The sequence below is a fragment of the Sphaerochaeta associata genome (assembly GCF_022869165.1).
GTDB classification, from domain to species: domain Bacteria; phylum Spirochaetota; class Spirochaetia; order Sphaerochaetales; family Sphaerochaetaceae; genus Sphaerochaeta; species Sphaerochaeta associata.
This window is the reverse complement of record NZ_CP094929.1, coordinates 1,814,214-1,828,384: the sequence shown is the minus strand read 5'-3', so window position 1 is coordinate 1,828,384 and position 14,171 is coordinate 1,814,214. Positions and strand designations below refer to the sequence as shown.

General features: G+C 51.7%; 12 protein-coding genes. 7 read left to right on the top strand and 5 right to left on the bottom strand.

The window, feature by feature from the left end; translation table 11 throughout:
* Positions 1-12: 12 nt before the first annotated feature.
* Positions 13-597 (bottom strand): TetR/AcrR family transcriptional regulator, encoded by a 585-nt coding sequence (locus MUG09_RS08480; RefSeq protein ID WP_244770983.1) that lies wholly within the window; start codon positions 595-597, stop codon positions 13-15.
* Positions 598-793: 196 nt separating this feature from the next.
* On the opposite strand from MUG09_RS08480, the gene MUG09_RS08475 reads away from it, so the two are divergent.
* Positions 794-2,704 carry an oxidoreductase gene (locus MUG09_RS08475; RefSeq protein WP_244770982.1) on the top strand — a complete coding sequence of 637 codons (1,911 nt, stop codon included), beginning with the start codon at positions 794-796 and terminating at the stop codon, positions 2,702-2,704.
* 46 nt (positions 2,705-2,750) lie between these two features.
* On the opposite strand, the gene MUG09_RS08470 is transcribed toward MUG09_RS08475, so the two are convergent.
* The gene (locus tag MUG09_RS08470; RefSeq protein WP_244770981.1) at positions 2,751-3,185 is read right to left on the bottom strand and encodes an NUDIX hydrolase; all 435 of its coding nucleotides are present in this window, start codon (positions 3,183-3,185) and stop codon (positions 2,751-2,753) included.
* A 137-nt stretch (positions 3,186-3,322) separates the two neighbouring features.
* On the opposite strand from MUG09_RS08470, the gene MUG09_RS08465 reads away from it, so the two are divergent.
* The 6 genes from MUG09_RS08465 (at position 3,323) to MUG09_RS08440 (ending at position 9,294) form a co-directional block, all read left to right on the top strand.
* Entirely contained in the window at positions 3,323-3,508 is a 186-nt protein-coding gene (locus MUG09_RS08465; protein ID WP_244770980.1) for a hypothetical protein, read from the top strand.
* Positions 3,509-3,540: 32 nt separating this feature from the next.
* A complete protein-coding gene (locus MUG09_RS08460) occupies positions 3,541-4,317 on the top strand; it encodes a hypothetical protein (RefSeq protein WP_244770979.1) in 777 nt (258 codons plus the stop codon).
* Positions 4,318-4,452: 135 nt separating this feature from the next.
* Positions 4,453-5,790, top strand: coding sequence for an RNA-binding domain-containing protein (locus tag MUG09_RS08455; RefSeq protein WP_244770978.1), 1,338 nt, complete (start codon positions 4,453-4,455; stop codon positions 5,788-5,790).
* A gap of 135 nt (positions 5,791-5,925) precedes the next feature.
* Entirely contained in the window at positions 5,926-7,500 is a 1,575-nt protein-coding gene (locus MUG09_RS08450; protein ID WP_244770977.1) for a phytoene desaturase family protein, read from the top strand.
* A gap of 1 nt (position 7,501) precedes the next feature.
* Positions 7,502-7,879: a DUF3795 domain-containing protein gene (locus MUG09_RS08445; protein ID WP_244770976.1), complete on the top strand. Its 378-nt coding sequence runs from the start codon at positions 7,502-7,504 to the stop codon at positions 7,877-7,879.
* 35 nt (positions 7,880-7,914) lie between these two features.
* Positions 7,915-9,294, top strand: coding sequence for a deoxyribodipyrimidine photo-lyase (locus tag MUG09_RS08440; RefSeq protein WP_244770975.1), 1,380 nt, complete (start codon positions 7,915-7,917; stop codon positions 9,292-9,294).
* On the opposite strand, the gene dnaE is transcribed toward MUG09_RS08440, so the two are convergent.
* From dnaE to MUG09_RS08425, 3 genes are read right to left on the bottom strand one after another with little or no spacing between them, the layout of a single operon-like run.
* The gene (gene dnaE, locus MUG09_RS08435) at positions 9,275-12,205 is read right to left on the bottom strand and encodes a DNA polymerase III subunit alpha (protein WP_244770974.1); all 2,931 of its coding nucleotides are present in this window, start codon (positions 12,203-12,205) and stop codon (positions 9,275-9,277) included. The genes MUG09_RS08440 and dnaE overlap by 20 nt on opposite strands.
* Positions 12,177-13,355, bottom strand: a complete 1,179-nt coding sequence (locus MUG09_RS08430; RefSeq protein WP_244770973.1) for a DNA polymerase Y family protein — start codon at positions 13,353-13,355, stop codon at positions 12,177-12,179. Before MUG09_RS08430 ends, dnaE begins: the two co-directional genes overlap by 29 nt.
* The gene (locus MUG09_RS08425; RefSeq protein WP_244770972.1) at positions 13,316-14,143 is read right to left on the bottom strand and encodes a DUF72 domain-containing protein; all 828 of its coding nucleotides are present in this window, start codon (positions 14,141-14,143) and stop codon (positions 13,316-13,318) included. The genes MUG09_RS08430 and MUG09_RS08425 overlap by 40 nt, the downstream gene beginning before the upstream one ends.
* Positions 14,144-14,171: the final 28 nt, after the last annotated feature.

The following is a 14,171-nucleotide window of genomic DNA, read 5'->3' as shown; positions in this document are numbered from 1 at the left end:
CCCCTTTCCCGGTCAGGGAAGGGGGCTTTCACTCTGTCTGAGTGACGGTTCTATATCAAGCAAGGAAGCCAGGGAGGTGAAGAATAGCTGCTTCCACGCAAAATTCCCTTGAAGCGTACACCACATGTACTCATATCCGGTGAACATGTAGGCCGAGGCGGCATACAGGCTCTGGGGTGAGCTGGGATTCCGTATTTGTCCGCTTTTCTGTCCTTCTGCGATAATTTGGACAGCTATCTCTTCAAGACTCTTGCGTACATCCAATGCTCGTTGTCTGCGCTGCAGGTTGACGATAAGCAGCTGGCTGTTCAAATCCGAACCCAGATCCATGAAGCTGGTCATAAGGTAGTCAAACAGATGTTGGATTTGTTCCCAGCTCGAATGGATGTGGATCATCTGCTTGAGCATCGGGGTAAGGTTATCGACGATGATATCGTACAGCTGGAGTAGAATGTCCTGTTTCGAGGTTAGGTGATAATAAAACGTAGTTTTTGTGATGTCGCATGCAGTGCAGATGTCATTGACCGTGACAGCCTCATACCCCTTTTGTTTGAACAGTTCGCCGCCTTTGGCGATGATGTATGCCTTCATGTCCATCTTCACTCACCCCTTGCTTGCTACTTTACCAGAAGAATCTTTGGGCAACAAGGCGGGTAAATAGATAGCCTGATATCGATAAAATAAGATTGACATAAAGGTTTCTTCTTGGTATGGTGAACTAAGGTAATAAAATACATTACCGCGGTAATACTAGAATAGTATTCCTGCTACCAACCTGATGGAGGATTGTCACATGAAACTTTTGGAACAGACACGCATTGCATCCATGAAATTGCGCAACCGCACCTACATGGCTCCCATGGGAACCCAGACAGAGCCTGATGGTTCGTTTTCCGACCGCTCCATACGCTACTACGAGGAACGGGCGAAAGGTGGTTTTGCTCTCATTATTACTGGTGCCAACCAGGTAACCATGCAATATGAGGCGAAGGCATGCAACGTGATCGGTACGGCTAAATCATTGGAGCAGATGAGCTTTCTCTCTCGCAGAGTGCATAACCATGGAGCAAAGCTGTGCATTCAGTTGACTCCGGGCCTCGGAAGAATGCAATTCACCACCGCCGATGTACGTCCGTATTCTGTCAGTGAAGTCGATTCCTTCTGGTTCCCAGGTTTGAAGTGTAAAGCGTTCAGCAAGGAAGACATCCAATTTTTAGTCCAGAAAATGGGAGAGGGTGCCGCTTTTGCCAAACGCGCAGGTGCCGACGCTGTAGAGCTCCACGGCTATGGCGGGTATTTGATGGACCAATTCCAGTCCGTTTTATGGAACACCCGTACCGATGAGTATGGTGGAAGTTTGGAAAACCGCATGCGTTTCTCGGTCGAGTGTGTAAAAGCCATCCGACAGGCGGTAGGTCCTGGTTTCCCGATTCTCTATAAATTCACCCCGTATCACGGTGTGGAAGGGGGAAGGGAAATCGCCGAAGGCATTGAAATGGCCAAGATTCTCGAGCAGGCCGGTGTCGATGCCTTGCATGTGGATGTCGGCTGTTATGAAGCTTGGTACAAGGCGATCAACACCGTCTACCAGCCTCCTATGGTGCAACTCCCTGTTGCAGCAGAGATCAAGAAGCATGTCGGAGTTCCTGTGCTCTCTCAGGGCAAGATGCAGAACCCCTCGGATGCCGAAGCCGCATTGCTTGATGGCAAGGCTGATATGATCGGGCTTGGCCATATGGCGATCGCCGATCCATACTGGGTGCAAAAAGTCAAGAAGAACAAAACCTACGACATCACCCCGTGTATCGGGTGTAATGAGTGTCTGTATGCAGGATTCAGTGGAAAAATTCTTCATTGTGCAGTAAACCCCCTTGCTTTTGCCGAGGATTACTATCCGCTCGGACCGGTAGATCCTGCAAAGCGTGTGCTTGTTGTAGGTGGCGGCCCGGGAGGAATCACAGCGGCCTTGACTGCATCCGAACGCGGTATGCAGGTCGAGCTGTGGGAGAAGCGCAATGTACTTGGTGGCTTGCTGTTGGCGGCAGGCGGACCTGTTTTCAAGAAGGACGTGAAGGACTATGTGGATTTCTTGGTTGGAAAGCTCTATCGCAGCAACGTGAAGGTTTCGTTGATGAAGGATGGCAGCGCCGAGGAAATTTTGAGAGGAAACTATGACAAGGTCATCTTTGCTACAGGAGCAACGCCGGTGATGCCTCCGATAAAGGGAATTGACCAGGACTGGATTTGTGGAGCAAACGATGTGTTGACTGCAAAGAAGGGCTACGGCAGGAAGGTTGTAGTCGTTGGAGCCGGCCTCGTCGGTTGTGAAACCGCCTGTCATTGTGCCCAGAAGGCTGAATCGGTGACGATGATCGAGATGCTTCCTGAGATTCTGATGACCACCAGTCACTGTAAGAACAACGACCAGGCACTCAGGCAATTGCTTGAAGACTGCAAGGTTGAGGCGATCACCAGTGCAAAGGTGCTTTCCTTCGAGAATGGGACGGTTGTCTATGAGAAGGACGGCAAGAAGCATTCGATTGAAGCCGATACCGTTGCCATTGCAGCAGGTTACAAAGCAAATACAACCTTGTACGATCAGCTTTCTGATAAAGTCGATTGCGCCTTGGTAGGCGATGCCGAGAATCCGGATAATATTCTCAGTGCCGTTCATCATGGCTACCATGCAGTGCGTTGCATGTAAAAAAACCGGACGTATGTTGAAAGGTGCCGGGAATCCGGCACCTTTCTTAGGTTTTGCGCTTCAATGCCCGGATCTGCGATGGTACAAATGCCACCAAGGGTTTGGGAAGTGAGTCCAACGTACACCACCGATACTCGGAGAACTCTGAGATATAGGGTGGGTTCACCATCCCTTCCAGATGATAGGAATAGACCTTGTAGCGGAAAAAGGGTAGGGTCAGACTCCAAATCAAACGAAGCGCCGAAGGGTCTGATACCTTCATCCCCATCTCCTCAATCGACTCTCTCATGGCCGTACGTTGATAGGAAATCATTCCTCCAGGAGTATAGCCGTCCTGTTCATCCCAGCCGCCGCCGGGAAACGACCAGCGGCGGTTTTGCGGATTCATGCTTCGTTTTCCAAGAAGGATGGAAACCTCCCCCTTCTCGGTATGCGTCCAGAAGATGATGCCTGCGCCGTGGTACGTGCGTAATCGATTCATATACATATAGTACACAATCCCTGCAGCCGAGGCTATGAAAGACATACTTATTGTGCTGATAGACACATTGATGATATTGTCAAATTGCAAACATGAATTACACTATGAATAATCTGTAATGTTTGTTGGAGGTTTCCATGAAATACCTCGTTCGAAGCATTGCCCTTTTCGTGATTATTCTCGCCTTGGTCGGCTGCAGCGAGGCTGCAGGAGAAGCAGAAGTGAGCTTGGAAGCCGTCATCGATACGGTCTCCCGCTCAACAAGAAGTTCTGATACTGAAGTTTCCAGAAACATCACGCCATCCACATACAAATCGCTCTAACCTATTTTGCCCTCATCCGCAAGGATGGAGCAGTGATTCCCATCATTGATGAGGATGCTCCCGAGGTATACGGCTTCTCGGGTCGTTTTACAACTCCTTTGCTGCTGGGAAGAAAACGAATTCCCGTTGGTGAATATACCGGCTATGAGATGCGATTCACCTATCTGGAGATGGATCTTGAGTGCTCGTTCAGTGTGCCGTCCTGGTCAACTGATGCCGATACAACTAAATTGACAAAACTTACAAGTAGATCAGACCTATCAGGTTTGGAGTACGATACTTCTACCATTCGTCTGTATTTCAATGATGATGGAGCTTGGATGAAGCGTGATATCATCGTAAATACTGCAATTAATGCTGAGGATCCTCCGCAATGGCAGTGGATGAGGGCAGAGCTTGAAAGTAATGGGTATACGTCATTTTTCCTGCATACACGTCCTGTTTCTGTTGGATCTGGTCCTATTCAGGTGATTAATCTCTTTGACGATCCTGATTTCTGGGGCAGTTCGGACATTTTGACCATTCGTAGTGGAGAAACCGTCGGCGGGGGTATGCGAGCATATATTACCCCCTTTTCCATTTCCAGAACTACAAAGGTTGTGCTTACTATAGATATCAGCAATTCCTTTAACTTCTGGGAGGATACAACTTTGGCCTTCCATAATAGTTCTGATAGCGTTGTCAAGCTTGATTTCGGACCGTCATGCAGGGAAGTACCGACTGATCCAGAACCAATAGTGACCTATCAATTGGGCGACAAAGGCTTCCACCCCTTCATGCCATCATTCAGCCTGGTGAAAATACCTTAAGCATAGGTTCCAAGAAAGAGTTCTCTTGCTGTATTTCTAAAAGATTCAGTGAATATTCACCCTTAAAAGTGAATATTCACTTGTTATTGGTGAATATTCATAGTATTCTTACATCGGTATCCTGGAGGTCTTTCTATGGTATATGAAAGTGAATCAGTTGAGTTTAAACAGTCCCTTACCGAAGATATTGCCAAGGAAGTGATTGCATTTGCAAACACTCATGGCGGTACAATTTACCTTGGCATCAATGATACTGGAAAAGAAATAGGAATCAGTAATCTCGATGCAGAGTACAACCGGCTTTCAAATATGATTCGCGATGCAATCCTGCCCGATGTAACGATGTTTGTACAGTATGAGCTGTTGGAAAACAAGGTAATCAAGATATCGGTCGAAGAAGGAATCAAGAAACCATATTTTCTCAAAAAGCATGGTATAAAGCCTTCCGGTGTATATGTAAGACAGGGAACTGTCACTGCTCCAGCATCCTGGGATCTGATTCGCCATGCGATACATCTATCAGACGGTGATTCGTTTGAGTCAAAACAAAGCTTACTTCAGGACTTAACGTTTGATAGTGCTTATGCTGAATTCAAGAATAGAAACGTCGCTTTCACGCACGACAAGTCTTTTGCATTGGGATTGCGAGGATCTGTTCAAGGCCACTATACAAATCTGGCGCTCATACTATCCGACCAATGTACGCATTCTGTAAAGATTGCAGTATTTGATGACACAGCAAACACCATGTTTAAAGACAGGCGAGAATTCAACGGTTCTATTTTCAAGCAACTGAATGACTCCTATACCTATTGCATGCTCAATAATAGAACTGAATCGATTATTCGTGGTTTGCATCGCATTGACGCAATGGAGTATCCCCCGGAAGCGATACGGGAGGCCTTGTTGAATGCCCTTGTCCATAGGAATTATAGCTTTAGTGGAAGTATTATCATCAATATTAATGCAGAGCGTATGGAGTTCATTTCGTTGGGAGGTCTTGTACCTGGATTGACTACCGAAGATATACTCAATGGCATATCACAACCAAGAAATCCGTTGCTTGCACAGATTTTCTTTCGCTTGAAACATATAGAGGCGTATGGAACCGGCCTTCGTAGAATTTTCGATCTGTATCGTGATTGTGACAGAAAGCCTACGATATCAGTAACGGAAAACTCGTTTCGAATAACACTGGCGAATATGAATTTTGCAAAAAAACATGCAGGAAGTGCCGAAGAGGTATCAGATGACGCCCCCGGCAAAACTCTCTATATAACCGACCAAATGCGTAAGATTCTTGACTATGTAGCTACAAACCAAGAAATCGACGAAAAAGCTGTGATGGATTTGCTGAGTATACAACGAACTCGAGCATATTTGATTGCAAAGAAAATGACTGACATAGGCTTGCTGCAAGTACAAGGACGAGGAAAAACCAAGACGTACAGGCTTGCGGCCAGGAGCCATTGAGATGTCTTTTCCCTCACGATTTCAGTATCTGATTCACATAATTTCATGCTAAGGTATGCAAAGCAGGGAACAGGAAGTGTGGCTTGCCCGTTGCCTGCAAACGAGTCTATCTGATTTGCAACGGGGAAGAAGGGTATGAAGAAAGCATACGATGTAGTGGTGGTAGGAGGCGGCATTGCAGGTCTGACTGCGGCAGCCTATTGTGCCCGCGCAGGCCTGTCGGTGCTGCTCTGTGAGAAGCAGGACAGAACCGGAGGACTGGTCAACTCCTTCAAGCGTAATGGCTTTGTCTACGATCAGGGCATCAGGGCCATAGAAAACTCCGGCATTGTGTTTCCCATGCTCAAGCAACTGGGTATTGAAATGAATTGGGTCAGAAGCCTGGTCACCCTTGCAATCGGCAGCGAGAAGGTAATCGTTACCGACACGGAGAGCCTATCCGAGTATCAGAAGATGCTGGACAGGTTGTTTCCCCAAAACATTGCCGATATAGCCTTGATCATGGATGAAATCAGAAAAATCACCCGCTATATGGACGTTTTGTACGGCATCGACAATCCTCTCTTTCTGGACAACTATCAGGACCTCGGATATGTGCGAAAAACGCTGCTGCCCTGGCTTATGCGGTATTTGGGCACCATCGGGAAGATCGACAGGCTCAATGAGCCGGTAGTTGCCTATCTGGGCAGGTTCACCAAGAACAAGGCCCTCATCGACATCATCGCCCAGCACTTCTTTGCCGATACCCCCACCTTCTTCGCCCTCAGCTATTTCGGCTTGTACTGTGAGTACCAGTATCCGAAGGGGGGGACCGGAAAGCTTACCGATGCACTCTATACTTACTTGAAGGAGTATGGGGTGGATGTTCTGCTCGATTGTCCGGTTACCGCCGTCGATATTGAGAAGCACACCCTGCTTGACGGTATTGCTTACAAGAAGCTGATCTGGGCTGCCGATTTGAAAGCACTGTATCGAAGTGTTGATGAAAAGCAGCTTTCAACCAAGACGCTTCGATTTAAAAGAAATCTTGAAACAAAGCACGGCGGGGATTCGATTTTCACCTGCTACCTTGCCGTCGACCTGCCCCCTTCCTACTTTGAGCGGTTGTCCACCCCCCATCTCTTCTATACCCCTTCGCTGGTAGGCCAGAGTACGGTCGACCAGACTGCATTGGATGGAAGCTGTCATGACAAACAGAAGATCAAGGCCTACCTGAAGGCCTATTGTGCAGCCACAACATATGAGATTTCAATTCCCGCTCTTCGCGACGGTTCTCTTGCACCAGAAGGCAGGACAGGTCTTATCATCAGCACCCTTGCTTCCTATCAGCTGTTTGAAAAAATCGAAAAGGACGGGTGGTACGAGGAGGCGAAGTTCTTTGTACAGGATTGCATGCTTGAAGTTCTGAGTGGGGGAATCTATCCATCCCTGTCCGAACATGTACTGGACGCTTTCTCGGCAAGTCCTCTCACCTTGTCCCGATTGACTGCGAACAGCGAGGGGGCGATCACCGGCTGGTCTTTCACCGAAGGGGAGGTTGCCGTAGTACATTCACTAAAACACATCACCAAATCAGTACGGACATCCCTGCCTGATGTGTTGCAGGCGGGGCAGTGGACCTTCAGCCCCTCGGGCCTGCCGATCTCCATCATGACCGGAAAGTTGGCTTCCCAGGAAGTAATCAAGCAACTCAAGCGCTCTGGAGCATAGGATGGATAGGGAAAAAGGATTTGCCTACTGCGGCCTTGCCTGCTGCCTGTGCAGTGAGAGAGAGCATTGTGTCGGGTGTCGAAACGATGGTTGCACGGGCAAGGACTGGTGCAAGCACTTTGTGTGTTGCAAGGCACGTGGATACACAGGATGTTGGGCCTGTCCTGATTTCCCTTGTGATGCCCTGATGTTCGCTAACCCCCGCATCCGGGCCTTCGCCTCGTTTTTGCAGAGGCACAGCGAATCGGAACTGGCGGAAATCCTGGAACACAACGAGGCCGAGGGTTTCGTCTATCACTATGAAAACAAGCTGGTCGGTGATTATGACAGCCTTGGCGATGAGGATGCGATTCTCTCCTATCTGGAGCACTCATTGTAGCTGTTTTCTCCGCTGATCCATGCTATGCTCAATCCATGATCGAAGCGCAGAGAATCATAAAAACGGCTGACAATCCGGTCAATAAGGCCGGCTCGTATGTCGTGTATTGGATGCAGGCCGCCCAACGGGTGCGACAAAATGAAGCACTTGCATTTGCCATCGAGCAGGCAAACGCCTTGAAAAAGCCCCTGGTTGTCTACTTCGGCCTGGAAAGGAATTTTTCAGCAGCCCAGAGACGTCACTTCCAATTCATGCTGGAAGGCCTTGCCGAGGTGCAGCAGACGTTGCAATCGCTTGGCATCCCATTTTGGGTGCATCATGATGGAATCCTTGCGGGCCTTGCAAAGCTCATGCCGTCGGTGTGCGTCCTGGTGACCGACCGGGCATACACACGAGCCGAGCGTCTTTGGCGAAAGCAAGCAGCTGGTTTCAGCCTCTGTCCCTTCTACGAAGTCGAGACAAATGTCATCGTGCCCCTTGAAGCTGTGTCGGATAAGGAAGAGTATTCGGCGGCAACACTCAGGCGCAAGATTGAAAGCATGATCGCCTATTTCGCCCAAGCCATCGAAATTGAGGCACCTCATCTCTGTGCTCTTTCGGAGGAGCCTCCATTTGATCCAATAAAGCTGTCGAACCTTTCACAGGTCTTGGATTCGCTCTCCCTTGACAGCAAGGGGGCATCCTGCCCCCACCTCAAAGGAGGGGAGGCTGAAGCGCAGAAAAAACTCGCCTTGTTCGTCGAGTCCAAACTCGACGGCTATGCGACCTTGCGCAACGATCCATCGAACAGCCACGGTTCCGGCCTGAGTCCCTACCTGCATTTCGGGCAGATCAGTGCGATCGATATCTACCATGCAGTGCATGACACCAACCTTGCCGATGCACGGGTGTTTTTGGAAGAGCTCATTGTGCGAAGGGAACTTGCCTATAACTATGTCTGGTTCAATCCCCTATACGACTCCTTTGAAGGACTGCCTGCCTGGGCTCGGAAGAGCCTCTCGTTTCACGAGCAGGACAGAAGGCCGGTGCTGTATACGTTTGCCGAGCTGGAGCAGGGACAGACCCATGACCCGTATTGGAATGCAGCACAGAGGGAGTTGACCGAGCTGGGAACCATGCACAACTACCTGCGCATGTACTGGGGAAAGAAAATCCTTGAATGGAGCCCCACTCCCAAGGAAGCATTCAACCGTGCCCTGGCGTTGAACAACACCTATCAGATGGACGGGCGCGACCCCAACGGTTATGCCGGGGTTGCCTGGTGCTTCGGCAAGCATGACAGGCCTTGGGCCGAGCGGGCGATCTTCGGCAACATCCGTTATATGAACGACAAGGGATTGGAACGAAAATTCAATATGAAGGGCTATCTTGCACGAATCGAGCAGGAAATTGTGCTTAGGAACCAACTTTCCTAAGGTGTTGCACCTCCACCACCAAGGCCCCTTGGTCGTCCTGCACCAACCCGAACACCACCAAGGGCCACAAGGTGGAGAGCAGTGGATAGAAGCGTTGGTAGAGGTCGGGAAACAGAACTGTTTCATAGAGGGCCGTCTCATCCTCGAAGGAAACGAAGCTCATGCTCTGTCCGCCTTTGGTCATGACCTGCTTCTGGGTGATTTGATAGCCGATGAGATTCACATAGCGCCCCCTGTGCCGACCAAGCTCTGAAGCTTTTACCCGCTTGAGACCCTTCAGATACTGCGACCACAACAGCAGGGGATGACTGGTGCGCAAAAAGCCCAAGGCCGAGAACTCACGATGCAGTTCATCCTCGGTGCGTTTGACCTGCACCAGAGCCCGTGTTTGTACAGGTATATGCTTCTCGGGTGAGAAGAGTTCCAATTGGTCGGAGGACGTATTTCTCACTGCATTGGTGAGCAGGATTCTCAACTGCTCGCTGCGCCGGTACTGTGGTCCCAGGCTGTCGCAACAGCCGCTCTCCACCAAGGATACCCAGTCCTCGCGGCATAGGCTGAGTCTTGAAGAGGCATCCTTGAGGTCTGTGAACGGGCCTCTTTTCTTTCTTTCCTCCAGAATTTGTTCTCTTGCCTGCCAGGTCAGGTTGGCAACGGCCATCAGACCGATGAACAAGGTATTTCCTTGGGCATGGTAGAGGATCCTGCTATGGTTGATATCCGGGCCTTCCACATGGATTCCCATTCTCCGTGCCTCGCTGATGTAGGCCTGGCTGCGATAGTAGCCTCCTTGGTTGGACAGGACGGCGGCCATGAAATGAGAAGGGTGGTGAACCCTCAGATATGCGCTTTGGAAGGAGACCATGGCATAGGAGGCTGAGTGCGGCTTGCAAAAGGAGTAGCCGTCGAAGCTGAGCATCATCTCCCAGATTATCCGCGTCGTCTCTTCGCTTACATTATTGGCACTGCACCCGTCGAAGAACTGCTGGCGGTAAACCTTGAGTTTTTCTCCTCCGGCTTTCTTGGCGATGACCTTGCGCAGCTTGTCAGCATCGGACTCGCTGAAGCCGGCAAGAGCGACAGCGGTCTTGGACACATCCTCCTGATAGCAGAGGATGCCGTAGGTCTCATCAAGGATGTAGGCAAGCCTGGGATGCAACGGTTCCCACATCTTGCCGCGAAGGCGCTCGACATACTCGGCGATGAACTTGTTCGCCGCAGGGCGGATGATCGAGGAGTGGATGACAATGTGCTCGAAATCCCCGCGGCCGGTTTTTTTCTGCAGCTGCCGCATTGCCGGCGATTCTATGTAGAAGACTCCCATCGAATCCCCTCTGGCAAGGGCGGCGATGGTGGGAGCGTCCTCTGTGGGGTGCCACAACCGCTGGTCGATATGGATTTGCTCTTCCTCCAGGTTCTCCAACGTGTCGCGGATGACGGCAAGTGAGCGGTTCCCCAAGAGGTCGATCTTTACAAATCCCGCCATCTCGGTCCCTTCCTTCTCCCAGGCAAGCAAGGGGTACCCGTCACTGCTCAACCTCAGCGGTGCATAGCAGTAGACCGGCCTTGGGGTGATGACCAAGCCTCCGCAGTGCATGGAGATCTCCTTGGGCAGCCCTTCAAGCTTCGTTGCTATGCGACAGATGGTCTGCCACAAAGGATCGTCGAGGTCTTTCAGGCCGCTGATGAACAACCTCTTTTCAGCCTCACTGATCTGTGTATCACTGAGGCCGAAGCAGCGTCCTGTCTCCCTGACCGCCCCGCGCAGCCTGAAGCTGTTGTGGTTTGCCACCCGTGCACAGTGCTCGCGGCCGAACCGCTCAAAGACGGCGGCAAAGACTCCGTCGCGCTCATCCCAGGCAAAGTCGACATCGATATCGGGAGGGTCGAGGCGGGAAGGGGAGAGAAAGCGTTCAAAGTACAGATGATGGGCCAAGGGATCGACATTGGTGATGAACAGGCAATAGGAGACGATCGAGGCGGCCCCCGAGCCGCGCCCGCATGTGCGGCTGCTCATCTGCACGATATCGTGCATGACCAAGAAGTACGGTGCAAAACCCTTGCTGCCGATGATGTGCAGTTCATAGGTGATGCGTTCCAGTATGGCATCATTGACCTCCCCATAGCGAATTTCGGCACCACTGAGGACCCGTTTTTCCAGCTCCTGTGCCGAATCCTCAACCGGATAGTCGGGGAAGATGAGTGATGATGGGAAGGGGTTGTAGGCCGCCAGCTTCCTTGCATTGTGTACCGCCTCGGGCCAGCACGAGAAGGCTTGGTTCCACTTCTCAGAGTCGAGCAGAACGTTGCTGGAAACCGCGCAATCTTCTTTTTGCAGTGAACCGACGGTCTTGTGCAAGGCCATGCAACGCAGGATGCGATGGACCTCCTCGTCCTCTTTTTCCAGCAGCAGGGCATCATCACAGGCAAGCAGGCGAAGACCGAGTCTTCGCGCAGTCTGAACGGAGGCAAGACAGGACGGGGTGACAGCTGCATACAGGTCGGCCTTGCTTTTGGCAAGCGTTGCGAGCAGGGTCGGGCTGCTTGTGGCAAGCACAAGCCCCTCGCTGTCTGCAAGCAAGGAGGGAAGGTAGGAGAAGGCACCATCTTCTGCACGCTTGGTAAGCAGCAGGCACAGCTTCTCATACCCCTTCTGATTCTGCACGAAGGCATGGATTTCGCCATCTCCTTCAGTCAGGGCTGCTGCACAGATGAGCTCGATATCGCACCGCTGGGCTTCCTCCCTGCAGGCAGGGTACCCGCAGAGGCTGTCTCGGTCGGTTACGGCGACCTTTTTCACATTCCATTGCTTGAGCCTGTCGAACAGAAGCCTTGGCTGCATGGTCCCCCACAAGAGGGAGTAACTGGTTGTAATGGAAAGCCTAGTTTCCATGGCAAAGGGCCGTTGCATGGGTGAGGATGCCCGGCCCGAACCTTTGGCGTACCTCGTCGATTGAGTGTTGCAGCGATTGCTGTTTCTGCAGGACATCGGGGATGAACAGGTCTGTTTGTCCGAATACCGGTCCCAATTCAAACAGCTTGATGGTGAAGGCTAAAAGCCTGACCCTGCGTCCCATCGCCTGCATTGCCGCCTGAAAGAGCGAGGTCTCTATCTCATGGTCGTATACCCACTGTCCCTTGGTCCGCCTGGTTGCCTCACTGGTTCTTCCGTCACTCCAAAAGAGCATGATGTGGACCGCCTGGCAGCCCATGCTCTCCATTCTCATCTGCAGGGCGGCATCTTCGGCTGATGCGAACACGGCGGCCTTGAGCTCGTCAAGACTGAGAATCGGCTCAGAGAAGTTGACCTTTCGCAGAATGAAGCGCTTGTTCATCACACCTTTTTGCAGTGATGAGGTGTCCAAGCCGCGGGCGGCGTCGCGCAGGGCGAGCCCGCGTCTGCCGAGAAAGGCAATGATCTGGTTGTCGTCCAGGGCTGCTATCTGGCCGATCTGGGTGATGCCTGCCACCTCCAGCAGCCTGGCGATGGCACTTCCCACCCCCGAGAGCAGACCGACATCCTGGCTGGCCAGAAACGAGGCTTCCTCACCCTCACGGATGTGGGCCAACCCACAGGGTCTGATCGCCCTCGTCCCGATTTTCGCCACCAGCTTGTTTGAGGCTACGGCCACCGCACCTTCAAGGCCAAGCTGTTCGCGGATCTCCTTGCGAATTTTCAGGGCGCTGTCCATCACAGGACCGAAGAGGCGGCCTGTTCCCTTCATGTCCAGATAGACATGTCCGCCTTTGTCGCACTGGATGTCAGGCGAGTAGGATGCCACCAGGGAGGCAATGGCGCTGTCAGCCTTGGCCGCCGATTGGGTGTCGGGAGGCAGTACTTCCAGAGCGGGAAGCATGCGCTGGGCTGTACTGACCGGCATGCCGACGCGGATGCCCTCCTCCCAAGCCTTGCGGGAGGCTGTGATGACCACCCTCCTTGCTGAACCTTCGAGGGCTATGGCGAACGGACGGGTTGCAAGACGCGGCTGCTTTGCGATGGCAACCGCTGCAGCGAAGTCTGTTATGTTGACGTGGACAATGCTTGCTTCTGACTCATGCATGCCTCACCTCCGCTTGCCGCAAGCAACTCTCTGAGATGCTTGGCATTGGCAACCGCCTGTCCCCTGCGATGGTTGTTGAAGTACACCAGGATCGTTTGCGACCCTACCGTCAGTGAGAGAACCCGTTCCAGCAGGGCTTTCAGTTCGCTGTCGCTGTACAGATAGTCATACCTGCTTGCTGCATCGGAACCCCACCACGTCTCCTTGTTTCTCCCGTGCAGGCGCAGGTAGGCAAGTGATGAAGTGGGGACATCCATGACAGGGGGGTTGCCTTGGATCTGGGGAAGGTCGAGGGAGACAAAGCAGACCCGCCGCTCCCTCAGTGAATCGAGGGTCCGGTTGTTGTACCACCGACTGTTGCGGAACTCCACTGCCAAGGGAAGCGGGGAAAGGACCCTGAGCAGTGAGTCCAAATACTTTCTCTGGTCGACCTCATAATGGAAGGAGGAGGGAAATTGCAACAACACTGCATCCAGGACATTGTGTGATAGAAGCGGTTCCAGGGAACGACGGAACAAGGTTGCCTGTTCCCTCCACTGCCGGGCATCGATGACATGGGTGAGGCTTTGATGCGCCTTGATGGAAAACCTGAGCGAAGGTGCTGTCTGATGCATCAAGGCAAGCTGGGCGGCCTCGGGCATGCGGTAGTAGCTGAAGTTCAGTTCAACGGTGGGAAACAGCTGTGCATACGAGGCAAGAAACTCCTCGCTCTTGGTGCCCTTGGGATATACGGGGCCCACCCACTCGGTATAGCTGTAGCCTGAAGTTCCTATCAGAATGGTACTCATACTTCAGATATACTATATATATGTTAAG